Origin of the sequence: Nocardia acidivorans NBRC 108247 (assembly GCF_001625085.1) — a bacterium.
GTDB lineage: Bacteria > Actinomycetota > Actinomycetes > Mycobacteriales > Mycobacteriaceae > Nocardia > Nocardia acidivorans.
This window is the reverse complement of sequence record NZ_BDAW01000019.1, coordinates 75,515-99,382: the sequence shown is the minus strand read 5'-3', so window position 1 is coordinate 99,382 and position 23,868 is coordinate 75,515. Positions and strand designations below refer to the sequence as shown.

Sequence of the window (23,868 nt, the reverse complement as noted above, 5' to 3'; positions counted from 1 at the left end):
GCTCAGGAGCGGCGGGCCAGGACTTGGACGGCGCGGAGTCTGCCGTCGGCGAGGGCGGTGGTGAGGTTCTTCAGTTTGTCGGGGAAGTTGGGATTGAAGACGTGCAGGCCGAGAGGGTTGGGCGGCATGGCGATAATGGCCCGCATGGTGGTGGCGGCCTGGTCGGTGAGATCGTTCCACTGATCGATCTCGAAGCCGGATTCGGTGATGAGAGAACGTAGTCGGCTCTGATCGACCAGGTGGCCGAGGGCGGGGACATCGGCCCAGGGGAGTGGATACTCGGGGTCCGGTCCGCCGGTGGTGATATCCCACATGGCCAGTTGCCCACCGTCTTTCAGCACGCGGCGGGCCTCACGGTAGAGGCGCGGTTTATCGGCGATGTTCATCTGCACGTGCTGGCTGAAGAGGACGTCGTAACCGGCGTCGGCGAACGGCAGCGCGGTGACGTCACCCTGGTGGACGGTGATTCGATCATCGAGTCCGACAAGGTGATTGAGCCATCGCGAGGTGTGGCAGTAGTCCTCGGTGAGATCGACAGCCGTCACTCGGCATCCGAATCGCTCGGCGAGATACCGTGCCGTGCCGCCGATTCCGCTTCCGGCGTCGAGGACCTCGGCATCGGCGTCGATATTGGTGAGATCCGCGAGTTGGACCGTCGCGAAGCGGCCCATGGTGTGGAAGTCCTCGACGAGCATGAGATCCGCCGGGCGCAGATCGTTCAGGTCCTTACCCGCTGCTACGAGAGCGTCCTCGATATTGCGGCGGGAGTTCCCGTTCGAGTACTGAATCACGCTGTCGCTCAACATATTCCCGGGATCTACCGTTCCATCGATCTGCCCTGTGGTCGGCACTCGATTCCGAGCCATCGGATTTCCTTCCGCATCGATAGCGATCCGTGAAACCAGCAAAGTGACCGCTGGTCACATCAAGTGTGTGCGCGAATGTGACCGCTGTCAACACCGCGGCCCGCATATGCCATCCTTGACCCCATGAGCCCAGCCGATGCTTCGCCGGATCGCCGCAGGACCTATCACCACGGCTCCCTGCGCACGGCCCTCATCGACGCGGGCGTCGCCCTGGCTCGCGAAGGTGGTCCGGACAGCGTCGTCCTTCGTGAGGCGGCCCGCATCGCGGGCGTGTCCCACTCCGCGGCCTACCGTCACTTCGCCGACCGCGAAGCCCTGCTGGCGGAAGTCTCTCGTCACGCGCGCGCCGAACTCGCCGCTCAGATGCGCCGAGGCATCGACGCGGCCCCCGAACCCCTGACGCGATTGGGCGCGGTGGGCACCGCCTATGTCACGTTCGCGCTGGCCAACCCCGGTCTGTTTCGCACCGCCTTCTACGCGCATCCCGTCGCGTCGTCCGAAAAGCAAGACACCCCAATGGATTCCGCCCGGGAAGAGCCCTTCGACATTCTCGGACAAGTGCTGGACGAGGCCCAGTCCACCGGTCTACTGGACCCGAATCGCAGGCCCGGCGCCGCGATCGCCGCCTGGTCGGCCGTGCACGGACTCGCGGGGCTGCTGATCGACGGACCGCTCCCCACCGCGCGGGCGGATGTCGATTTCGCTCTCGCGCAGGTCCTCGAGTTGGTGGCTCGCGGTCTGCTGCGACCGCCCGCGTAGCGCTCAGCCGCGGCGCGATGGGGTCAGTGCCGGGGCGACCCAGGTCGTCAGGTACGCGCGCAGTTCCGCGCCGCTGCGCGGTGGCCGTCCGGGGTCGATGACGAATGACTGCACAATCCGCAGCATGTGCTCGGCGAGTTGATCCAGCTCGTCGATACCGGCGGCGGACCAGTCGACGGCGTAGCGATTGAGCATCGAACGGCCGAATTCCAGTGCGGTGTCCGAGGTTACGCCCGCGGAGAAGGCGCTCGCGCGCCCCGGCGCCAGCAGCAGACCGAGGTATTTCTCGTGTGGCAGGCGTTCCAGGGTGTAGGCGATGCCCTCCACGACGGCTGTTGCCGGATCGCGGATCTCGCTCAAATGCGCGGCGAGGACATCCAGGAAATGCCCGGTCTGTGCGATGGACGTCGCGGTCAAAAGCGCTTCCGCACTGGGGAAGTAGCGATACACCGTCTGCCGGGTGACTCCCAGATCGCGGGCCACCTCGGCAATGCCGAAGTCGCTACCCGAGCGGTCGATCGCCCGTCGTGCGGCGGCCAGAATCCGATCGACGGCCTCCGCATCGTCCGAGGGTGCGGCCCCCGACCAGCCATGCGTGCGCACCGAATCACTCCTTCGCCTCCAACGGTCGCCGCCGAGGTTACCCCGCACCCTTGACCATACACCCATGCCTAGATGTATGGTCTGACAATGACGACCACCCCGCCGCGCCCCAAACAACTGGACTCACCCGTCCTGCCGAAGATCTTCAAATACGTTGGCAGAGCACAGGTGTGGATCTACCGCCGCACCGGTGGACGCATCGGCGGTAAATGGCGCATCGGCGCGGGCTTCCGCAAACCGGTCCCCACCCTCCTGCTCGAGCACCGCGGCCGGAAATCCGGCACCGTCTACACCACCCCGCTGCTCTACATCACCGACGGCGCCGACACCATCATCGTCGCCTCCCAGGGCGGACTCCCCGCAAATCCCCAGTGGTACAACAACCTTCGCGCCCACCCCAACACCCGAATCCAAATCCGCCGCGACATCCACGAAGTCCACGCGATCACCGCCAACCCCCAGGACCGCGCCCGCCTCTGGCCCCAACTCGTCGCCGCCTACGCCGACTTCGACACCTACCAAGCCTGGGCCGACCGGGAAATCCCAGTCGTCATCCTGCGCCCCCGCAACCCCGCCGATCGCGCATAACCCGCGCCGGTACTGCACGCTGGAGCCATGACCTCGGTGACGATTCGCAAGGCGCGCGGCTCGGACGATACGGCCCTGGCCGATCTCTACCGGCACACGTGGTCTCCCCAATCCGAAATCGTTCCGCGTCCGCCGCGCGGCAGCAGCTTCTTCGGTGAGGCCGGCTCGCCCGAGCACTATCTGGTGGCGGAGCTGGATTCCGAGGTCGTCGGCTACCTCCGTCTGGTCCAGCCGATCCCGGTCCCGAGCGCCGCCCACGTCCGCACGATCCAGGGCCTCGCGGTCGCCCAATCCGCGCGCGGTCGCGGCGTGGGTCGGGCCCTGCTCGACCAGGCGGTACTGGAAACCAAAAGCCAGGGCGGCACCCGCCTGACCCTGCGGGCGGGTAATGGGGGTCCCCGGGGCATCTGCCCGATACCGCTCGGGGACCCCTGCCTGGCAGCGTGATTGGAGTTCAATCACCAATCCGGAGGAGTCAGTACTCGATGCGAAATCTGCGTAGCTCTGTGACGGTCACGATCGCGCTGGCTGCCGTCGGCGCGGCCTGGAACGCCCCCGCCGCGTCCGCCGACATCGGAATCCAGGTCTATATCGACAGCGGCGTCATCGGCACCGGCTACGGCACCGGTTGCACCTACAGCGTCATCGGCAACGGCACCGACCCCGATGCCATGAGCTTCTACGACAACGGCCTCCGCTTCGCCGTCACCCCGGGTGGCAAAACAACGCAGGTGGCGCAGTGGACGCCGACCACGCCCGGCACCCACGAGATCCGAATCACGCAGAGCTTCGACTCCAACACCGTCGTGCTCACCGTCGGCACCGGCATCAACGCCGGCAGCTTCTGCCAGGCAATCTAGGGTTTCGTCGACATGGCGGTCGAGGTATCGAACTCGACGCGATTCCGAATGACCGCCGAACACCGATAATTTCAGCTGAGTGAAATTATCGGTGTATCGAAACCGGCCGATCCCGCCAGTTCTTACAAGCACCACGCCGGATCCGCCGATCCCGGCATCGGGACCGTGAAACAGATACCCACGGACCCGTCCACCGGTTCGACACGCGGGTCGCCGGCGGACGCGGCCGACGCCCCGATCCCGGTCGGCGACAAGGCAACTGCGGTCAGGGCTGTCGAACCTACGATTCTCGCGATCACGGTCATCAACTCCCGCTCATCAACTCCCGCTCCGTGAGATCGAATCTGAAATGACTGTCCCTCTCACGGTAGGCATCCCACCCCTGCACGCATGACCATCCCGGCTGGCCCGGATAGGAGTCGCCACTCGACAGTGCGCATGCCGAGGTCGGTGGATCGCAAGCCGAATGTGCGGGATTACCGCTGATCAGAAGGGAGAGATGGTGGGGCGGGCGGGGCTCGAACCCGCGACCAATGGATTATGAGTCCACGGCTCTAACCGACTGAGCTACCGCCCCGGGCCGCAGGGTGAAGCTGCGGGCCTCGCGATGCTACCTCGACCCTGTGGGGGATGCCTAGTTGGGGGCTACGGTGTCGTAGCTTTGGGTCGGAATCCCCCGTGGCGACGGGTCGGCAGGGGGTGGTTTGACCGAATTGGCCTCGGGGAGATGGGGTTCCGTCAGCGGGCGTAGTGGGTGGCGATCTTGTTGAGTTCCAGCTGGTAGTAGAGGATGCCCAGGCCGAAGACGAAGTTCAGGAGGAAGGCCACTGCCGGGTTGCAGGTGGGCTCGAGGCCTGCGGCCTCTTGGGATTGGTTGATGCGGGTGCCGGTGCGCCAGAAGCTGATGATGGCGGCGATGCCTGTCCAGGACAGGAAGATCATGACCAATAATGGGCCCGCTACCGGGGCTTCGGGGTCGCGGCGGAGTTCGGCCATTTCCTTGTGGATCTTGTAGTACCAGACGAAGAAGTAGATGCCGAGGGTGATCAGGGGCCAGACCAGCCAGACCAGGACGGGGTTGCGCTCTTCGATGGGGGTGGCCACCTGGGTGGGGTTCATGTGGATCCTGTTGGTGTCGAGGTGAATTCGGGCCCGGGTAGCCGGGGTGAGGCGACCGTAATGGTGGCTTCGTGATCAGATCGTGAAGCGAATAGGCTGGCGTTAACCACTCGGCTGGAGGGAATCATGGCGAATCTGTTCGTGAACGTGCTTCGTGGACATCAGTTCCTCTATGAGAAGAGCGGCGGGCTGGTGGGGCATCGGCTGCTGTTCGGGAATCCGACGCTGCTGCTGCGCACGGTGGGGCGCAAGACGGGGCAGCCGCGGACCTCGGCGCTGACCTATGCCACCGAGGGCAAGGATTATCTGGTGACGGCCTCCAATGGCGGCTCGTCGCGGCCGCCGGGGTGGCTGGCGAATGTGAAGGCCAAGCCGGACTGTGAGATTCAGGTGGGGACCAGGAAGATTCCGGTCACCGCGCGGGCCACCTATCCGGACGATCCGGACTATGCGCGCCGGTTCGCATTGGTCGACAAGGTCAATAAGGGGCGGTACACGGAGTATCAGGAGAAGACCTCTCGGCAGATTGCCGTGGTCGTGCTCAGCCCCAGGTAGAAGCGGGTGAACCGCGGTCGGGACGGTGAACGCCCTGGCGCGGTGAGTTGGACATCCGAGCTAAGACTCGGCTATCCTCGGTGCCGAGGGGAGTACTTCCCAAGAATCATTCCGGTCAGTACGGATCGCGCCGTCGTGATCCCCGGGTGATCGCCCAGGGCTGTGTAGGTCGAACTGCACGGGTGAAGGAGACCTCAGGCGGTTTTTCCTGCCCGAGGAGGTCCCTGTGAGTACTGATCTAGCTGTCCTGGCGAGCCCCGCCGCCATCGAATCCGTTGGTACGCCCTGGTTGTGGGCTGGAACCATCGGCGTGGTGCTGGCGCTGCTGGTGCTCGACTTCGCCATCACCCGTCGCCCGCACGAGGTTTCCATGCGCGAGGCGATCGGCTGGACGGTCTTCTACATCGCGCTGCCGGTCGCCTTCGGCATCTTTCTGTGGACGCGCAATGGCACGAATACCGGCATGGAATTCTTCACTGGATATTTGCTGGAGAAATCGCTCTCGGTCGATAATCTCTTCGTCTTCATGCTGCTGCTGTCCGCCTTCGCGGTCCCGGCGGCGCTGGCCCAGCGCGTGCTGCTCTACGGCATCGCCGGTGCGCTGGTGCTGCGCGGCATCTTCATCGCGCTCGGCGCGGCGGCCCTGGCGACCCTCGACTGGGCGTTCCTGCTCTTCGGACTGATCCTGCTGATCACCGCCGTGAAACTGCTGGCCGACGCCGCGGGCGGACACGACCAGGAGGTCGACGTCTCGAATATGAAGTCGGTCAAACTGCTGCGCAGGTTCATGCCGGTGACCGACGACTACCGCGGCACCAAGATGACCGTCCGGGAGGCCGGGCGCCGGGCTCTCACCCCGTTGGCGCTGGTCGTCGCCGCGGTCATGGCCACCGACCTGGTCTTCGCCGTCGACTCGGTGCCCGCCGTCTACGGCGTCACCGGTGATCCGTTCCTGGTGTTCGCCACCAACGCCTTCGCGCTACTCGGTTTGCGCGCACTGTATTTCGTCTTGCACGCGGCGCTCTCGCGACTGGTGCACCTGGCGTACGGGCTGGCCGCCATCCTCGCCTTCATCGGCGTGAAACTGGTGCTGCACTGGGCGCACGGCGTCTGGAGCGGTGTGCCGACCATCCCGACGGTCGCCTCGCTCGTGGTGATCGTGGTGGTGCTGGCGACGGTCACGTTCACCAGCCTGCGCGCGACCCGCGGTCGGAGCGGCGACGAGATCGAACCCGTCAACTGAGCGGGATCCCCCCAGAACCGAGGCCATGTCCCCGAACATCCTTCCGACGTACCGTGAATCATGATGCTGCAACGTTTCCGGCCGATCGGTGTCGACAGGATCAACCGCGTGGTCGACGAATTGGTGCTTCCCGAGGCCGTGTACAAGACCTGCCCGTGGCAGCCCCGCGAACTGGTGGAAACCGGGCTGCGGCAATGGCTTCGCTGCTGCGGCGCGGCCATGCGGGACGGACAGGTGATCGGTATGCCGTCCTTCGCGGTCGATGAGGCCTGGCACGGACTCATCCTGTGCACCGTGCGGTATCAGCGCTTCTGCGATGCCGCGTACGGCCGCTTCCTGCACCACTTCCCGGCCGGTGAGGGCTCGGGCGATCCGAAGGACCCCATGGTCGATCAGCTCGGCCGCACCGTGGTCGCCTGGGCGATGGTGGCGCGGCCGGATGAGGAATGCGTGCTGTGGGATCTGGATGCGGTTGTGGGAGTGGATGATCCGTGGGGCATCGCCCGGGATCGGGTCGATCTCATCGAAACGGCGCTGCGGGCCCAAGCCTGAAACCCGCAGCGCCGCACTCGGAGTGAGCGGTGGCGCTCAGCTGCCGCCGCCTCCGCCGCAACCGCCTCCGCCGCCGCAACCACCGCCTCCGCCGCAGCCCCCGCCGCCGCAGCCGCCATGGCCGTGCCCACCCCCGCCACAGCCCCCACCGCCGTCGTAGTACGTCGGGCTGCTCGAACCGCCGGCGAGGCCGTGGCGATAACTCGAACGGTGATTGCGCGGCCGCCGCGTCTCGATCTCCGCGGTGCGGCTCAACCGGACGAACACCCCGGTCGCCCCCACGAGCGCCAGGAAGATCACCAAAACGATAAGAGCGTCCATTGCGAGTCGCCATCCTCCCCGGTGTGAATCGTTGTAGCTGAAAGCTACTGCGATGCGCGAGAATTCGCCATACCTAGCAATTCGGGGAATGAGAATGGGTGTGAAAACCTCCGGAAGTGGGTACCGGCAATTCTGGTAGTGATACGAAAAACGCCCCTCGCGTATATCCGCGAGGGGCGCTTGCTTATTTCGTGTTACGTGAGCTTCACGCGCGCCGCGAAGAACCGCGCCACGGCCGGGGCGAACCGGTTGAAGCGGTACTGCAGCCACGCCTCGGGCGTCACCGGAACCACGTCCCGATCCTGCTCAACGGCCTTGAGGATCTGCGCGGCGACCTTCTCCGGCCCGTATCGGCGCGCGGCGTACAGCTTGTCGAAACGCTGCTGCTTGGCGGCCTCCTCCTCGGCCGAGACGCCCGAGAACCGGGTGGTGGCGACAATATTCGTATGCACGATTCCCGGGCAGATGGTATGCACGCCAATTCCCTTGCCGGACAGTTCGGCCCGCAGGCAATCGGAGAACATGAAGACCGCCGACTTACTCGTCGAATACGCCGAGAATCCGCGCTGCGGCGTATAAGCCGCCATCGAGGACAGATTCACGATATGCCCGCCGAGCCCGCGATCGGCCATGGCCTTTCCGAAGGCACGGCAGCCGTTGATCACGCCGTAGAGATTGATATTGAGCACGCGATCGAACTCCGCCGCCGGCGTGTCGAAGAAATCGCCCGCCTGCCCGATCCCCGCATTGTTGATCAGGATGTCCGGCACCCCGTGCGCGGCGATCACCGTCGCGGCGTGTTCGGTGACGGCCGCCTCGGAGGAGACGTCCAGCTGATACGCGTGTGCCGTACCCCCTTCGCGCGCAATGAGTTCCGCGGTCTCCTTGGCCGAATCGAGGTTGATGTCCGAGAGCACCACCTCCGCGCCCTGCCGGGCGAAGGCCAGTGCGGTCTCGCGCCCGATACCGCTGCCGCCACCGGTGATCACCAGCAGCTGATCCTCGAAACTCCGCTGCTCCCTGCCGACTTCGGCCCGCCGCAGCGCCCGCGAGGTCTCCCCGGTGCGCAGTGCGTCGATGAGCTCGACGGTCGAGGTCGCGAGCAGTTCCGGATGCGAGAACGGCAGCCAGTGCCCGCCGCCGACCTCACGCCGATACAGGTTGGGCGCCCACTCCTGAGTGTCGGCATAGGGTGCGGGCCGCACCGCCACATCGCGCCGCGCGATGATCAACTGCACCGGCACGTCGGTGCGCCGCTCACGCGGACCCGTCACGCGCTGCAGGATATTCGCGCGGTAGATCCGCATCCCGTCGAAGAAGTCGCGGCGGAATTCCGGACCGAATTTGATGTTCTCGGGCGAGGTGTCGTTCATCAGCCCGACGAACCGCGACCACACCTTCTCGGTGCCCAGCGGGCGCAGCAGTACGCGCGGCAGCACCGGGGTCATGAACAGCCCGGTGTAGGTCGAGGACAGCAACTGGGTGAACGGCCCCCACAGCTTGCCGCGCGCGACATTCTTCTGCATCCACGCGCCCATATGATCCAGGTTCGGACCCGAGACCGAGGTGAAAGACGCTATGCGCGAAGCGGCTTGGGGTTCACACACCGCCTCCCACATCTCCACCGAACCCCAGTCGTGTGCCAGCACGTGCACGGGCGCGTCGGGGCTCACGGCCGCGGCGACGGCGAAGAAATCGGCGGCGAAATGTTCCAGCCGGTAGTCCTCGGTGCGATCGGTGCGGGTGGAGCGACCGTGCCCGCGGGTGTCGTAGGTGACGACGTGGAAGCGGTCGCCCAGCAGCGGCACGACCCGATCCCAGAGGTGATTGTCATCGGGCCAGCCGTGCACCAGCACAATGGTTTCCGCTGACGGCTCACCGTATTCGTAGACGGCGATATCGAATTCGCCACTGCGGACGATCCGCTCGGAGGCGGGAATGATGGTCTCGGTCACGATCTTCTCCATGGGGCTAGAGGATGGAGCCGCGGGGCGGTCAGAGGTCCAGCACCAAACGGTCGCCGGTGCAACGGGATACGCAGATGAGCATGTCGCCCGCGGCCCGCTCGGAATCGGTGAGTACGGTGTCCCGGTGCTCGACCGCACTGCCGAGCGTTCGCACCTTGCAGGTGCGGCAGAAGCCCTGGCGGCACGAGTACGGGCTGTCCGGACGGACTTTCAGCACTTCCTCGAGCACCGACTTGTCCGCGGGCACATCGATGATCTCGCCGGTGCGGGCCAGCTCCACCTGGAAGGCGGCGCCGTTCACCACCGGCGGCGGTGAGAAGCGCTCGGAATACATTTCCACGCCGGGCATCTCGCGCACGGTATCGGCGATCGCCTGGGTCATGACGACCGGCCCGCAGCAGTAGATCGAGGTGTCGGCGCCGACCCCGGCCAGCAGATCGGCCGCGGTGGGCAGCCCGTGTTCGTCATCGGTGCGCACGGTGACGCGCGATCCGAACGATTCCACCTCCGCCAGAAAGGGAATGGCGTCCCGGCTGCGCCCGGCATAGGTCATGGTCCAGTCCACGCCGAGTCGATGCGCCATCCGCACCATAGGCAGAATCGGCGTGATGCCGATACCGCCGGCCACGAAATGCACTCGGGCGGCGGAGGATCCGTAACCGGGGAGCACGAACGGGAACGCGTTGCGCGGCCCGCGCACCGTCACCGGCGTGCCCACGGTCAGCGCTTCGTGCACCTCCAGGGAACCGCCGCCACCATTCGGTATGCGGCGCACCGCGATTCGATACGCGTGCCGATCGGCCGGATCACCGCAGAGCGAGTACTGCCGCACGCGCCCGGACGGCAATTCCAGATCCAGATGCGCACCGGGACGCCACACCGGCAGCGCGCGCCCGTCCGGTGCGGTGAACATCAGGCTGATCACATCGGTGTCGTGCGCCTCCACCCGGCGCTCGACCAGCATCAGCGGAATCCGACGATCGTCGACCGGTGCTGGCGGCCGCTTCCGGTTCACGAAAGTGGTCCAGCGCAAACGGGATTCGGCGATCAGGTCCAAGACCCGGGTCGCCCGGTCGGAGCGCGCCTTTCCGTACAGATCCGGTGGCGGCTCGACGGGCACGGGCCGAATGAGGTTCATCTCGGGCTCGCGAACGGCGGTCACGACGCCATGATCCGCGCCGCCGGGGACTGCGCCAGGTAGGCCAGGGCCTGTGCGGTGGAGCCGACCGGTTCGGGCGAGTAGCCGGGCTTGAAGGTGGACAGCGCGCTGATCAGCAGCGATGGAATGCCGGGCACCGAACCCCGCCACATGGCCGCGAAGATCCGCCCGACCAGCATGGGATACCGGTGATTGGGCAGTGTCGGATCCTGATGGACCAGATACTTGGTCCCGCGCAGCAGCAGTGCGATGAAGATCGGGAACACGATCAGCATGAGCGCCCCGCGCCGCAGATAGCCGACCCCGAAGTACTCGGCCACATCGTGCGCGACCATGCGGTGCTCGACCTCTTCGGCCCCGTGCCAGCGGAACAGATCCAGCATCTGCGGGTCGGCGTCGAACTTCTCCAGATCGGCATTGAGAATCCAGTCGCCGAGGAAGGCGAAGAAATGCTCGAGCGTCGCGATCACGCCGAGGCGTTCGACCAGCACCTGCTGCTGGGCCGCGGCGGTCGGCATATCGCGGTGTCCCAGGGTCTTGCGGAAGAGGAATTCCGCCTGTCGCACAAAGGGTTCCACATCGATGCCGTGCGCGGCGAGCACCTGTTCGAGCGCGCCGTTATGGCTCTCGGCGTGCATGGACTCCTGGCCGATGAAGCCGATCATGGCCTCGCGCAGCTTCTCATCGCGCACCAGTTCCAGGGCTTCGCCGTAGGTGACCAGGAACATGCGCTCGCCCTCGGGCAGCAGCATGCTCAGCGCGTTCAGGACATGGGAGGCGATCGGTTCCGCGGTCATCCACACGGGGGCGGTCCGCGACCAGTCGAACTGCACATTTCGGGCGTGCAGGGCTACCTCACCGGGTTCGGTCACCTCGCGGCGCGCCAGCTTCGGAAGTAGCTTCATCGATACTCCTGGTTCGTTCCAATGACACAGCTTCATGGCGTCGACGGCGGGTCCAGCAGACCGCGGCCACTTTTGCTGCGTGAGCGTAGCAATATTCTACGCATATATGGAACCCACGGTTACAGCTAAAAACGCGACCGTGGTGCCGCGAGGGTCAGTGCACCGTAGCGAGGTGTTCGCCGTAGAAGAGCATCAGGCCCACACCTGCGGATATGCCGCCCAGCAGCCAGAAACGGATGATCACGGCGGTTTCCGGCCAGGCGCTGAGCTCGAAATGATGATGGAACGGGGCCATTTTGAACAGGCGGGTGCGGGTGGTGCGGAAGACCGCGATCTGCAGGGCCACCGAGAGGATCTCGGCGACGAAGAGCGCGCCGATGACCGCCATCAGCAGTTCGGTGCGGGTGGTGATGGAGATGCCCGCGATCAGGCCGCCCAGCGCCAGCGAACCGGTATCGCCCATGAAGATCTTGGCGGGATTGGCATTCCACCACAGGAAGCCGATACAGGCCGCCGCGCCCGAGGCGCACACCAGGGCCAGATCCAGCGGATCGCGGACCGAATAGCAGGCCGGGCCGGGCTTGATCGAACAGGCGTTGGTGTACTGCCAGAGCGTGACGATCACGTACGCGCCGAGCGCCAGCGCCATGGAACCTGCGGCCAGACCGTCCAGTCCGTCGGTGATATTGACGGCGTTCGACCACGCCACCACGAGGAATACCGCGAAGATCAGGAAGACGATCACGCTGAAGTACAGGAAGTTGTAGTCGCGGACATACGACAGATGACGGCTCGCCGGAGTCAGACCGGAATTGTTCGGAAAGCGCAGTGCCAGTACGCCGAAGACCACCGCCGCGGTGACCTGCCCGAGGTACTTGCCCTTGGCGGTGAGGCCGAGATTGCGGCGCTTGCTCAGCTTGATGTAGTCGTCCAGGAACCCGACGACGCCCAGCGCGGTGGCCAGGCCGAGCACCAGCAGGCCCGAGACCGTCAAACCCTCTGCGTCATAGCGGATTCCGATCAGATGTGAGCCCAGATATCCGGCCCACATGCCGACGATGATGGCGATACCGCCCATGGTCGGGGTGCCGCGCTTGGCCTGATGACTGGCCGGGCCGTCGGACCGGATCTCCTGTCCGACATTCCTTTTCGCGAACAGCCTGATCAGCAACGGTGTCAAGGTGATCGACACCGCCAGCGCGATCATCACCGCGAAAAGAATCTGCCTCATCTGACCACCTCATGCTGCCGAACGTTCGCCTTGACGCTATCGCCAGCCCCTATCACGGTTCACAACTGGGTTCGGCTCACCGGATGGTCATGGGGTATTTGCTGGAAAGACGCTCGATCAGAGCACCGCCTGCGTCTGGGTGACCTTGGCGACGAGTTTGCCCGCGTCATCGCGGATCTCGGTCTCCACCACGATGAAGCTGCGGCCCGCGTGCAGCGGTCGCGCCGTCGCGGTGGCATGACCTGAGCGCACACCGCGCAGGAAATTCGTCTTCGACTCCACCGTCGTGGTGCCCTGCTTGCCCTCGGGCAGATTCAGGAACGCGCAGACCGCGCCGGTGGAATCGGCCAGCGCCATCAGGACGCCGCCGTGCAGGCCGCCGCCCAGCGTGCACAGCGATTCGTCCCAGGCGAGCCGGGCACGCACCTGCTCCGCTCCGTGTTCGAGCACCTCGATGCCGAGCCGGTCGGCGAACGGCATGGTGCTGAAGAGTTTGGCGCCGATCGGGTCGACGGGGAATTCAGTCATGGAAGCTACTGTGCCCGAACCCCGTCCGCCCGTCGATTACCTCGCGGGTAATGCGCACTCCGCGGATCTCTCCGCGATCGGATGGATTCCGCCCGTGCGGTTCTGCCAGACTCGGCGGGTGCGGGTAGGTGTGCTGGGGCCGGTGGAGGTTTGGACCGAGGAGGGGGCCTCGGTTGAGATCGGCGGCGTCCGGGTGCGCATGCTGCTGGCCAGACTCGCGCTGGAGGCCGGGGGAGCGGTGCCGGTCGAGGCGCTCATCGACGGGCTGTGGGGTGCGGAGCCACCCGCCGAGGCGGCGGGCGCACTACAGGCATTGGTGTCGCGACTGCGGCGCGCGCTGCGCGGGGTGGGGACCGTCGAACTGACCGCGGGCGGGTATCGGCTGCCCGATGTCGAGGTGGATGCGGCGCGGTTCGAGGAGCTTCGCACGCGCGGGCGGCGCGAACTCGCGGCCGGGCGCGCCGATACCGCCTCGGCCGTGCTGGCGGAGGCGCTCGGATTGTGGCGCGGATCGGTGCTCGGTGATGTGCGGGACGCACCCTACGCGCAGGCGGTGGCGGCGCGGCTGGAGGATATGCGGGCCTCGGTCGTGGAGGATCGATTCGCCGCCGAACTCCAATTGGGGCGATACGCGGAGATTCTCGTGGATCTCGAGGTGGCCGGCGTCGAACATCCGCTCGGTGAGCGGTTGGCTGCGCTGCGCATGCGCGCCCTGGCCGCCGCCGGACGGCAGTCCGACGCCCTCGCGGTGTACGAGGATATGCGCGAGCGACTCGGTGAGGAGCTCGGTATCGACCCCTCGGCCGAACTCCGCGAAACACACCTCGCGCTGCTGCGCGGTGAGCTCGAAAGTCCGGTCGCCCGAAGGGAACCCGTCGGGAGCGCGTTACCCGCGCGGCTGACCAGCTTCGTGGGTCGCGACCGCGAACTCGAGACGGTGGCCCGGCTGCTCGCGGACTCCCGGCTGGTGACGATTGTCGGACCGGGCGGGGCGGGCAAGACCAGGCTGTCGCTCGAAGCCATGTCCCGATACGAGGGCGGCCCGGTATTCTTCGTACCGCTCGCCGAGATCGGCACGCCCGATCGGCTCGCCGATGCCGTCGCCGGTGCGCTGGACAGTGCCGACGGGCTCCCCGCCGAGAAGTCCGACCGCCTGGCCGAACTGCTGGATGTCGGTGCGGCGGTTCTGGTTCTGGACAATTGCGAACACCTCATCGCCGCCGCGGCCGAACTCGCCGACCATCTGCTGGACCGATTGCCGCGGCTGCGCATTCTCGCCACCGGTCGCGAACCGCTCGCCATCACCGGTGAGGCGCTCTGTCATCTCGGCCCGCTGGCCGTTCCCCCCGCGGCGACCGAATCCGCTGTGGCACAGCGCTCTCCGGCGGTGCGACTGTTCCTGGACCGCGCCGCCGCGGTGCGACCCGGCTTCGAGCTGGACGATCGCACGACCGGGCCGGTGGTGGAGATCTGCCGCCAACTCGACGGCATCCCACTGGCTTTGGAGTTGGCCGCCGCGAAACTCCGGTCCATGACCGTGGATCAGATCGCGCGCCGCCTCGACGACCGGTTCCGCCTGCTCACCTCCGGCAGCCGCACCGCGCTGCCCCGCCAGCGCACGCTGCTCGCCCTCGTCGAATGGAGCTGGGACCTGCTCGAGGACGCCGAGCGCGTGCTGGCGCGCCGACTCTCGATATTCCCCGGCGGTGCGACAATCGAAGCGCTGGAAGCCATCTGCGCCGATGATCTGCTCCCGGCCGCCGATATCGTCTACGTCCTGGGCGCGCTGGTCGAGAAGTCGCTGGTGCAGGTCGCCGACGGCGATCAGCCCCGGTATCGGATGCTCGAGACCATTCGGGCCTTCGCCGCCGAACGGCTCACGGCGTCCAGCGACGATCTCGAAGATGGTTTCATCCACCACCATCTGATTCTCGCCGAACGACTCGAACCCCTGCTGCGCACCGGCGAACAGCTCAGCGCCATAGCTATTTTCGATGCCGAACACGCCAATATGGCTGCCGCGCTGCGCATGGTGCCCGGCCCCGCTCCGCGAGCGGTGCGCGCTGCGTCGGTCGATCGCGGGGCGGCGGTGCCCGCGGATCCCGCGCGCATCGTCGCGGACGCGCGGCGGGCGAGCCGGTTCGCGCGAGCCATGTTCTGGTACTGGGGAATTCGGGGGATGAGCAGTCAGTTCGAGACCGCCATCGCCGGGGTGCTGCGATTCGGGGACGCGCTACCGGAGGACGCGCTGGCCGCGTTCCGGGTGATCCAGTTGATGGCCGGTGCGCCCGGGGACGAATCGGTTCCGGTGCCCGAGCTGATCGCGGAGTGCGCGCGCACGGGCGCGCTGGAATTCCATCCCGCACTGCCGTTGTGGACCTCGTTGCTGGCATTCCAGGTCGGCGATGAGCAGCTGGGGGAGCGGCAACTGGAATGGGCGCTGGAGTACCCGGATCCGTGGTTGCGGGCGAGTGCGCATCTCGCCCGGGATCTGGCCCTGACCGGGCGCGGTGAATTGCTCGCCGGTGCCGCCGAACGCCGGGAAGCGTTGCGCGACTTCGAAATCGCCGGTGACCGCTGGGGGTTGGGCATGGCCCTGATCGCGGTCGGCCGTGATCACTCGCTGCGCGGCGCGCATCAGGAGGCGATGGCGGCCTTCGGGCGCGCGGTGGTCATCGCCTCCGAACTCGGGCTGGAGGACGATGTGGTGACCAGCCGGGCCGAACTCACCCGCGAGCGCATGCGCAGCGATGACCTGGCCGGAGCCGAATCCGATATCCGGGCCGCGCAACGGCTCGCCGAAGACCTCGGTTACACCCGCATGAGCGCCGAAATTGGCTTCAGCCTGGCCGAATTACACCGCCGCACAGGCGATGTGGCACAGGCGGACCGCGATCTCGAACTGCTCGAACAGCGCATCCGCCGCCTCCCGATCCCCGAGGGCATCGTCCTGAACCGAATCGCCGTGGCCCGCATGGCCGATCGCCTCGCCGACGGCTCCGCCGCCGCGGCCCGCGCACTGCTCCCCGAAGTGATCGACGGCTCCTTCGTCTACGGGGACGTGGCGGCGGTGGCCCAGGCCCTCGCCCGGGCCGCCGAACTACTGGCCGAACTCCTACTGCTGGAAGGCGATCCGACCGGCTCCGCCGCCGCCCTCGGCATGAGCGCGGTAGTCCGCGGCGCCTTCGACGATGGCGAACCCGAACTCCGCGACCTCATCGCCGATCTGGTGACCAGCCTCGGTGAAGAGGGCTTCCGCGCCGCCTACCTCGCCGGTTCCGACCTCCCCCGCGACGAGGCCCTCGCCCGCCTGCGCGCCGCACTGCCGGGCGACTGAGCGTCCGCGCCCCGGGGCGACGCCGCCACCTGCGACGTCTCGGCCGGAACGCATTCATCCCGTCGCGGTTTTGGCCGGGATCCACCCAGAACTGTTGCGGCGCTGCGGGTGTGGATCCCGGCCGAAAACCTACCGGGATGACGGGGAGGTCTCCTCCGTCAGCCCGGTAGGTTTTCGTTGGTGCTCAGACTCGGGTGAAGAGGCGGCCTGCGAGGTCGAGGCCGATGATCGTGCCGGAGTCGTCGCGGCTGAAGTAGCCGCGCTGGCCCTTGAAAGAGCCCTCGGTGATGATGTACTCGTCGCCTTCGCCGGGGAGCAGGCCGAAGGGGAACGGCGGATGGTCCTGGGGGAGTTCGGTTTCGGCGGCGGCGCGGATCTCGGGCTTGATCTTGCACTCGAGCGACAGACCGGCGGCGCCGGCGATGACGGTCATGGTCATGGCGTCGATATCGTAGGTGCCGAGCAGTTCCCCGGCGCGGGCCGGATCGTAGGCGACGGGCTCGGGATCCTTGTCGACGACGCCCAGGTAGTGCTCCAGCGCCCAGCGCACGATCGCCACATTGGACGGAATGCCGTCGGGGCTGGCATTGGACATGACCGAGATGGCGAAATTCCGCTCGGGCACCAGCAGCAGCTCGGCGAACTGGCCGAAGGCCGAACCGCCGTGGCCCACGGTGCGCACACCATCGACCTCGCGCAGGAACCAGCACAGGCCCAGCGCGTCACCGAGAGTGCTGGCCTTCAATTCCACGGTCGGCTGCTGGGTCAGCTTCAGCCACGCCTCGGGCAGCACCGTCTCCCCGCTCTCGGCCGTGCCGTCGCCGAGATGGAAACGGGCCCAGCGCAATTGCTCCGCCACCGAGGAGGAGATGCCGCCGCCGGGATTGTTGGCGCGGGTCCCGTTCCAGGAACGGATCACCGACAGCTCCCCGTCCTCGCCGCGCTCATGGCCGACCGAGAAGCGGCGGGTCATGATCTCATTGCGCAGATAGCCGGTGGTGGTCATACCCAACGGGGCCAGCACCCGGGTGCGGATCACCTGCTCGAAACTCTGCCCGGTGACCTTCTCGACGACCCGGCCCAGCAGATTGAATCCGGCCTGGCTGTAGGAGGCGCGCACACCGGGAGCGCCGATGAGCGGAATCTCGGCCAGCTTGGCGACGAAATCCGCCAGTGCCGTATCGCCCTCGCCGGTGTCGTTGATGAGGTTCCAGTCGATGCCGGCGGTGTGGTTGAGCAGCTGCTTCACCGTGATGGCGGCGGCATGCGCCGGATCGGTGAGGGTGAGTTCGGGCACGTAGGTGCGCACCGGCGCGTCCAGGTCGATCCGGCCCTCGGCGACCAGCTGCATGATGGCGGTCACGGTGAAGGTCTTGCTGACCGACCCGACGGTGAACAGCGTGTCCTTGTCCACCGGCACCGGGTTCTCGATACTCGTGACGCCGTGCGCGGCGAAGATCTCCCTACCGTCGACCCAGATGCCGACGGTGATGCCGGGAATGCCGAACTTGGTGGCGGTGGCCTCGACGAATTCCCGCAGCGCGATCTCAGACATTTCGGTTTCTCCCTGTCCTTCGGTGAGCGGCTCGTGGCGGTCGCTCATCCGGTCTGGAATCAGATTGCCGGGGTCCGCTGACAGTCGGCCGACAGTGCGCTGACAGTCCCGACGGCCGCCGCTGACAGAGGTCAAGCGGGCTCTCTCAGCGGGCGATCAGGTTCGGGCCAGCAAATGCACAGTGAACTAGGGCAGGGTGAAACCCTTCCAGAAAGAACCATTTTTCTACAGAGGAGATCATCCGCGTGCGCCTGTCGAAGACCTGGGGGAGCGCGGTTATCGCGTTGACCGCTACTGTCCTGCTACCCATTGTCGCGGGCACCGCCTCCGCCGATTCCCCCGCCGTGGTCAGCCCCTCGGGCACCTCCCCGGATGGTTCCAAGGTCGTCGAAAGCACCGCGACCGATGCCCGCACGCTCACACTCCAGGTCTACTCGGCCGCCATGGACAAGAACATCGAGGTCGACGTCCAGCGCCCGGCGGACACCTCCGCCCCGGCCCCGGTGCTCTACCTGCTCAATGGCGCGGGCGGCGGCGAGGACTCCGCGACCTGGCAGCGCCAGACCGATGCGCTGAACTTCCTCGCCGATAAGAACGTCACTGTGGTGCAGCCGGTGGGCGGTGGCTTCAGCTACTACACCGACTGGCGCGAACCCGATCCGAAACTGGGCGTGAACAAGTGGAAGACCTTCCTCACCGAGGAACTGCCGTCGCTCATCGACCGGGCGCTGAACACCAACGGGCGCAATGCCATTGCCGGGCTCTCCATGGCGGGCACCTCGGTGCTGCAACTGCCCATCGCCGCGCCGGGGCTCTACCAATCGGTGGCCTCGTACAGCGGCTGCGCGCAGATCAGCGATCCCATCGGCTGGAACTTCGTCAATACCGTGGTGGCCGCGGGCGGTGGCGATGCGGCGAATATGTATGGCCCGCAAGGTGATCCGATGTGGGCGGCGAACGATCCCTATGTGCACGCCGATCAACTGCGCGGAGTGAACCTGTACATCTCCAGCGGCTCGGGCCTGCCCGGTCCGTGGGACACCCTCGACGGTCCGCACACCCTGCCCGGCTGGGGCGGTCTGGTCAATCAGGTCGGACTCGGCGGTGCGCTCGAGGCCGCGACCAACTACTGCTCGCATAATCTGCAGGCGAAATTGGGTCAGCTCGGCATTCCGGCCACCTTCAACTTCACTCCGACCGGTACGCACTCCTGGGGTTACTGGCAGGATGACCTGAAGAATTCCTGGCCGGTGCTGGCGGCCGGACTCGGATTGCCCGCCTGACCGGAGTTCTTCGCACACAAAGAAACCGGCTCGCCTCCAAGGGGATGTGGAGGCGAACCGGTTCTTTCGTCCGCTATCGGCCGAGCTCGAAATTCGGGTAGCCGTTCTCGCGCTCGTCATCGCAGAAGCGGCGGTAATTGCCGAATCCGCCGATGTACGGCATGAATACGCGCTTCTTACCCTCCACATTCGCGCCCATGTACCAGGAGTTGGCCTTCACGAACAGCGTGCCCTCGGCGACCTCCATCAGGTGATCGGTCCACTTGGCCGCGGCCTCGGCGCGCGCCTCGACCTGCCGAATCCCCAGTGCGCGGCAGTGCTCGATCAGCGCGAGCACCCAGTCCAGCTGCTGTTCGGAATGCAGCACCATATTCGCCATCACCGACGGGGTGCCGACGCTGTTGATGCTGAACATATTCGGGAAACCGTGAATGCCGAAGCCCAGATAGGTGACCGGGCCGTCCGCCCAGGTATCGCGCAGCCGGGTATTGCGCGCGCCCCGGATGTCGATGCGCAGCAGCGCACCGGTCATGGCGTCGAAACCGGTGGCGTAGACCAGGGTGTCGATCTCGATGAACTTGTCCGCGGTGCGAACACCGGTCGGAGTGATCTCCTCGATGGGTTCGCGGCGCAGATTCACCAGCGACACATTCGGGCGATTGAACATCTCGTAGTAGCCCGAATCGGTGCAGATGCGCTTGGTGCCGATCGGATGGTCATCGGGAATGAGATCCGCTGCCACATCCGGACTTTCGACCTTGGCGCGAATCTTGGCGACCGCGAACTCGCGCACGATCTCATTGGCGGCCATATCGCTGTTCTGATCCGGGAACACCTTGTTGAAGAGCACGCCGCCGCCATTCCAGCGATCCTCCATGGCAGCCTCGCGCTCCTGCGCGCTCAGCTCCAGGGCCTTGGTCTGAATGCTGGGGTGCGGGGTGGCGGCCGGGGCGTAATAGGACTTCTCCCGGCGCTGCCGGTAGGTGGCGCGGATCTGGGTCTGCTCTTCGTCGGTCCACGGCCGATTCGGCATCGGCACACTGAAATTGGGGGAGCGCTGGAAGACGTTGAGCGCCTGCGCTTCCCGGGCGATGATGGGGGAGACCTGAATCCCCGAGGAACCGGTGCCGATGACGCCGACCCGCTTACCCGCGAAGGACACGCCTTCCTCGGGCCAGCGAGCGGTGAAAAGCTCTTCGCCCGCAAAGGTTTCCACGCCCGGGATATTCGGCTTGATCGGCGCGGAGAGGCAGCCGGTGGCGAAAACCACGAAGCGGGAACGGAATTCCTCGCCCGAGGCGGTGGTCAGCGTCCAGATCGCGGTGTCGTCGTCGAAGCGGGCCGCGGTGACGGTCTGCTCGAAGCGGTAGCGCCGCTTGAGGTCGAAGCGGTCGGCCACATGATTGATGTAGGCCAGGATCTCCGGCTGGGCGGCGAAACGCTCGGTCCAGGTCCAGCTCTGCTGCAACTCCTCGTCGAACGAGTAGGAGTAGTCGACGCTCTCCACATCGCAGCGCGCGCCCGGGTAGCGGTTCCAGAACCAGGTTCCGCCGACATCCTCGCCGGCCTCCAGGCCCAGCACATTCAGTCCGGCGCGGGCCGCCCGATGGACACCGTAGAGCCCGGCGAATCCCGCGCCGATGATGATCACATCGTATTGACCGGTCTGCTCCGCGCTGGCATGCATGCGTGCCCTCTCGACTTCGTCTAGAACTATTTCGACTAGGCATATCGTCAAGTGCGCAGCGGCAGGTCGCGAGAGTACGTCCCACTGACCAGGAGAACGCTCCCGTCATCCCGGTACGCGGACGGCCGGGATCTCCGTCGGAGGGTGAATTATTCGTGCGTGGGTTCGCCGGTGACCACATGATCGGCGTGGTTCAGGCCCTCGCGCACCAGGCGCGCCAAATGCCCGTCCCGAATGCGGTAGATGATGCGGCGACCATCGCGCCGGGTCTCCACCAGTCCGGTGAACCGCAGTTTGGCCAGATGCTGGCTGACCGCCGTCCGGGATGCGCCGCACGCCCGGGTGAGCGCGCTGACATCGGCCTCACCGGCTGCGAGAATCCAGAGGATATGCAGCCGAGTCGGATCCGAGAGCATGCGGAAGGTCGCGGTGGCGGCGTCCAGGCGAGCCTGATCCGGATCGATGCGGTGGGCGAGACTGGGCGCGGCGATCGAGGGCGCCTTCGCCTCGCGCTTGCTCGCCACCCTTCACCCTCCTGCGGTCACCACTTCGCCGCCCACCGGTATGGACGCGGGCCACACCCGCGCGGCCGTCGTAGCAGCCAGTGTAGCTATCACCGCGAGGGTGACCGCCGTGATCGACAACCCTGCCAATGCGCCGAGCACCCCGGCGATCGGATAGGTGAGCAGGAAACACGCGTGGGAGAGCGAGAACTGCGCGGTGAAAACCGCGGTGCGCGAAGCGGAATCCGATTCGGCGCGGAGCAGGCGCGATGACGGCGTGGTGATCATCGAGACGCCCGCGCCGAGCGCCATCCAGGTCAGGGCGAGCAGTGCGCCGCCCTCGGCCGGGGTGAGCCCGCTCCAGGTCTGCGCCCTCGCGCCCGCCGGTGCGGTCATCGCGGGAATCAGCGCCGCCAGCGCGAGCGCGAGCGGCAGTACGCGGCATCCGGTCAGCATGATTTGGCGATCGGAGAGTTCCGCCAGCGCCCGCGGCAGTGCCAGGGCCACCACCATGGAACCGAATCCGAAGCAGCCCAGGGCCAGCGCCACCTCGGTATTCGAGCCGCCGAGCCGCTCGCGCACGTAGACGACGGTGTTCACCAGCACCAGTGCGGTCGCGGCCGCCACAACCAGATTCATGGCCAGGAGGCCGCGCAATACCGGGCGGTTCAGCATGAGGCGCGCGCCCCGGGTGATCCGCGCCCGCAACGGGCCGGAGCCGTCATCGGTGAGACGGGGCAGGCGGGCGCGCCACACCATGGTCGCCGACACCACGAAACCCGCTGCGGTGCCGGGGAACAGCGAGTGATAGCTGATGACCGTCAGCGCGGCCGCGGCCAGGATCGGGCTCAGCAGGGATTCCATGTCGTAGGCCAGACGCGACAGCGAGAGGGCGCGGGTGTACTGCCGCTCATCCGGCAGGACGGTGGGGATCACCGACTGGAACGCGGGGGTGAAGGTCGCCGAGGCCGATTGCAGTAGCGCGATCAGCAGGTAGATCTCCCAGGTGCGCGTGACGAACGGCAGCAGCAGTGCGATGACCACCCGGATCGCATCGGCCGAGACGAGGAGCGCGGTGCGCGGCACCTGTGCGGTGAGGGCCGAAATCACCGGTGCGACAACCACATACGCGATCATCTTGACCGCGAGGGCGGTGCCCAGCACCACGCCCGCGTGCGCGCCCGCCAGATCGTAGGCGAGCAGTCCCAGTGCCACCGTGAGCAGGCCGGTGCCGATCAGTGCGACCACCTGTGCGGTGAAGAGTCGCCGGAATCGACGGTCTCGCAGGGCATCGAGCATGCGGTCGAGTATAAGACATTAGGTGCGCAGCTGTGCACATAATGTCCGGTTGGCGACGGTGGACCGCTATCCTCGCCGGTATGTGGAGGAACCTTGCGGTCGGTACTGCCGCGGTTTCGGCACTACTGCTGACGGGCTGCGCACACCGAGACAGCGACGCACCCGCCGCCACGCTCGAGGTGAGCGCGCTGCCGGTGGTCTCGGCCACCGCCACCCTCGGCGCCGAACCGCCGCCCAGCACCGAAATGCCCGGCGCGGACCCGGCTGCCTCGCTCGCGCCCTGCGGGGATATCGGAACGGCCGCAACGGTTCCCGACTGTCTCCTGCGATCCCACGATCCCGCCGGACTCGCCTTCGAAGTCCGGCACACCGGCAGTCGCGCGCACGTGGTCACCACCGTCACCGTGCTCGACGACGGACATCGCGTGCGCCAGACCATTGTCGAACCCGATACCGATGCCTCCGGAACCGTTCCGAAACTTCGCGACCTGGACAATGACGGCCGCGATGAGCTGATCATCCCGCTGGCGCTGACCACCGCCAATGCTCGTTACGCCATCTACCACGTCACCGGCGACGCCCTGGACTACCACCGCGCCGGTGAACTCTCCGGGGTCGGCATGGATACCTCGGCCGCCAACTACGTTCTGGTCTCGGCCCGCATCGGTTACGCCAGCTGGGATATCCAATTCTGGACATTCGTCGCCGACAAACTCCAGCCCCTGCTCACCGCCCAGGTGCGCCCGATTGCCGACGGCACCGGTAAGGTCGCAGGAACCACTTGCGCCGCAACGGATTCCGGTGGCCTCAACACCATGGGCCTCACTCCGGAAGACGCCACCCAGCAATTCTGCGCCGAACCCGCGGTGCAACGCCTCCGTCGCAACTGACCCCCGTCATCCGGGCGGAAACCGCTCCGTCATCCCTGACGCAGCCGACCCCCGTCAT

22 protein-coding genes and 1 tRNA gene are annotated in these 23,868 nt (G+C 66.5%); 10 read left to right on the top strand and 13 right to left on the bottom strand.

Annotated features, from left to right (window positions below):
• Positions 1 to 2: 2 nt before the first annotated feature.
• Positions 3 to 806 (bottom strand): class I SAM-dependent methyltransferase, encoded by an 804-nt coding sequence (locus NA10_RS12275; protein ID WP_067567364.1) that lies wholly within the window; start codon positions 804 to 806, stop codon positions 3 to 5.
• Positions 807 to 989: 183 nt separating this feature from the next.
• Here NA10_RS12275 and NA10_RS12270 point away from each other — a divergent pair, with 183 nt between their 5' ends.
• Positions 990 to 1,625, top strand: coding sequence for a TetR/AcrR family transcriptional regulator (locus tag NA10_RS12270; protein WP_067567361.1), 636 nt, complete (start codon positions 990 to 992; stop codon positions 1,623 to 1,625).
• Between the two features lie 3 nt (positions 1,626 to 1,628).
• Here NA10_RS12270 and NA10_RS12265 read toward each other — a convergent pair whose 3' ends face one another.
• Positions 1,629 to 2,228, bottom strand: a complete 600-nt coding sequence (locus NA10_RS12265) for a TetR/AcrR family transcriptional regulator (RefSeq protein WP_067567358.1) — start codon at positions 2,226 to 2,228, stop codon at positions 1,629 to 1,631.
• Positions 2,229 to 2,315: 87 nt separating this feature from the next.
• Between NA10_RS12265 and NA10_RS12260 the strand changes: the two genes are divergently transcribed.
• The 3 genes from NA10_RS12260 to NA10_RS12250 are packed head-to-tail and all read left to right on the top strand — an operon-like array spanning position 2,316 to position 3,676.
• Entirely contained in the window at positions 2,316 to 2,816 is a 501-nt protein-coding gene (locus tag NA10_RS12260; protein WP_067567355.1) for a nitroreductase family deazaflavin-dependent oxidoreductase, read from the top strand.
• A gap of 27 nt (positions 2,817 to 2,843) precedes the next feature.
• Positions 2,844 to 3,263, top strand: a complete 420-nt coding sequence (locus NA10_RS12255) for a GNAT family N-acetyltransferase (RefSeq protein ID WP_067567352.1) — start codon at positions 2,844 to 2,846, stop codon at positions 3,261 to 3,263.
• 38 nt (positions 3,264 to 3,301) lie between these two features.
• Positions 3,302 to 3,676, top strand: coding sequence for a hypothetical protein (locus NA10_RS12250; RefSeq protein ID WP_157556425.1), 375 nt, complete (start codon positions 3,302 to 3,304; stop codon positions 3,674 to 3,676).
• Between the two features lie 500 nt (positions 3,677 to 4,176).
• Here the strand turns inward: NA10_RS12250 and NA10_RS12240 are convergent.
• Positions 4,177 to 4,253 (bottom strand) — tRNA-Ile (locus NA10_RS12240).
• Between the two features lie 161 nt (positions 4,254 to 4,414).
• The gene (locus NA10_RS12235; protein ID WP_067567342.1) at positions 4,415 to 4,795 is read right to left on the bottom strand and encodes a DUF4234 domain-containing protein; all 381 of its coding nucleotides are present in this window, start codon (positions 4,793 to 4,795) and stop codon (positions 4,415 to 4,417) included.
• Positions 4,796 to 4,921: 126 nt separating this feature from the next.
• Here NA10_RS12235 and NA10_RS12230 point away from each other — a divergent pair, with 126 nt between their 5' ends.
• From NA10_RS12230 to NA10_RS12220, 3 genes are all read left to right on the top strand, one after another.
• Positions 4,922 to 5,350, top strand: a complete 429-nt coding sequence (locus NA10_RS12230) for a nitroreductase family deazaflavin-dependent oxidoreductase (RefSeq protein ID WP_067567339.1) — start codon at positions 4,922 to 4,924, stop codon at positions 5,348 to 5,350.
• A 226-nt stretch (positions 5,351 to 5,576) separates the two neighbouring features.
• A complete protein-coding gene (locus NA10_RS12225) occupies positions 5,577 to 6,593 on the top strand; it encodes a TerC/Alx family metal homeostasis membrane protein (RefSeq protein ID WP_067567336.1) in 1,017 nt (338 codons plus the stop codon).
• Between the two features lie 60 nt (positions 6,594 to 6,653).
• Complete coding sequence (locus NA10_RS12220) at positions 6,654 to 7,145, top strand: UCP032817 domain-containing protein (protein ID WP_067567333.1); 492 nt, start codon at positions 6,654 to 6,656, stop codon at positions 7,143 to 7,145.
• 515 nt (positions 7,146 to 7,660) lie between these two features.
• Here NA10_RS12220 and NA10_RS12215 read toward each other — a convergent pair.
• The 5 genes from NA10_RS12215 to NA10_RS12195 all read right to left on the bottom strand — a co-directional run bounded on the left by NA10_RS12215 (position 7,661) and on the right by NA10_RS12195 (position 13,256).
• Positions 7,661 to 9,421, bottom strand: coding sequence for an SDR family oxidoreductase (locus NA10_RS12215; protein WP_373862363.1), 1,761 nt, complete (start codon positions 9,419 to 9,421; stop codon positions 7,661 to 7,663).
• 40 nt (positions 9,422 to 9,461) lie between these two features.
• Positions 9,462 to 10,571, bottom strand: coding sequence for a PDR/VanB family oxidoreductase (locus tag NA10_RS12210; RefSeq protein WP_067567550.1), 1,110 nt, complete (start codon positions 10,569 to 10,571; stop codon positions 9,462 to 9,464).
• A gap of 20 nt (positions 10,572 to 10,591) precedes the next feature.
• Positions 10,592 to 11,497: a metal-dependent hydrolase gene (locus NA10_RS12205; protein WP_067567327.1), complete on the bottom strand. Its 906-nt coding sequence runs from the start codon at positions 11,495 to 11,497 to the stop codon at positions 10,592 to 10,594.
• 154 nt (positions 11,498 to 11,651) lie between these two features.
• On the bottom strand, positions 11,652 to 12,728 hold the full coding sequence (mraY, locus tag NA10_RS12200; protein ID WP_067567325.1) for a phospho-N-acetylmuramoyl-pentapeptide-transferase: 1,077 nt from the start codon (positions 12,726 to 12,728) through the stop codon (positions 11,652 to 11,654).
• A gap of 117 nt (positions 12,729 to 12,845) precedes the next feature.
• Positions 12,846 to 13,256: a PaaI family thioesterase gene (locus NA10_RS12195; RefSeq protein ID WP_067567322.1), complete on the bottom strand. Its 411-nt coding sequence runs from the start codon at positions 13,254 to 13,256 to the stop codon at positions 12,846 to 12,848.
• Between NA10_RS12195 and NA10_RS12190 the strand changes: the two genes are divergently transcribed.
• Positions 13,255 to 16,593, top strand: coding sequence for an ATP-binding protein (locus NA10_RS12190; RefSeq protein WP_218021502.1), 3,339 nt, complete (start codon positions 13,255 to 13,257; stop codon positions 16,591 to 16,593). The two genes, NA10_RS12195 and NA10_RS12190, sit on opposite strands and share 2 nt — an antisense overlap.
• 184 nt (positions 16,594 to 16,777) lie before the next feature.
• Here NA10_RS12190 and NA10_RS12185 read toward each other — a convergent pair whose 3' ends face one another.
• Positions 16,778 to 18,148 carry a serine hydrolase domain-containing protein gene (locus NA10_RS12185; protein WP_067567544.1) on the bottom strand — a complete coding sequence of 457 codons (1,371 nt, stop codon included), beginning with the start codon at positions 18,146 to 18,148 and terminating at the stop codon, positions 16,778 to 16,780.
• A 239-nt stretch (positions 18,149 to 18,387) separates the two neighbouring features.
• Here NA10_RS12185 and NA10_RS12180 point away from each other — a divergent pair, with 239 nt between their 5' ends.
• Positions 18,388 to 19,431: an alpha/beta hydrolase gene (locus NA10_RS12180; RefSeq protein WP_084514556.1), complete on the top strand. Its 1,044-nt coding sequence runs from the start codon at positions 18,388 to 18,390 to the stop codon at positions 19,429 to 19,431.
• 73 nt (positions 19,432 to 19,504) lie between these two features.
• On the opposite strand, the gene NA10_RS12175 is transcribed toward NA10_RS12180, so the two are convergent.
• The 3 genes from NA10_RS12175 to NA10_RS12165 all read right to left on the bottom strand — a co-directional run bounded on the left by NA10_RS12175 (position 19,505) and on the right by NA10_RS12165 (position 22,920).
• Positions 19,505 to 21,118 carry a flavin-containing monooxygenase gene (locus NA10_RS12175; protein WP_067567319.1) on the bottom strand — a complete coding sequence of 538 codons (1,614 nt, stop codon included), beginning with the start codon at positions 21,116 to 21,118 and terminating at the stop codon, positions 19,505 to 19,507.
• Positions 21,119 to 21,267: 149 nt separating this feature from the next.
• Complete coding sequence (locus NA10_RS12170; protein ID WP_067567316.1) at positions 21,268 to 21,642, bottom strand: ArsR/SmtB family transcription factor; 375 nt, start codon at positions 21,640 to 21,642, stop codon at positions 21,268 to 21,270.
• A gap of 3 nt (positions 21,643 to 21,645) precedes the next feature.
• On the bottom strand, positions 21,646 to 22,920 hold the full coding sequence (locus NA10_RS12165; protein WP_067567313.1) for an MFS transporter: 1,275 nt from the start codon (positions 22,918 to 22,920) through the stop codon (positions 21,646 to 21,648).
• An 80-nt stretch (positions 22,921 to 23,000) separates the two neighbouring features.
• Between NA10_RS12165 and NA10_RS12160 the strand changes: the two genes are divergently transcribed.
• A complete protein-coding gene (locus NA10_RS12160; protein WP_157556423.1) occupies positions 23,001 to 23,810 on the top strand; it encodes a hypothetical protein in 810 nt (269 codons plus the stop codon).
• Positions 23,811 to 23,868: the final 58 nt, after the last annotated feature.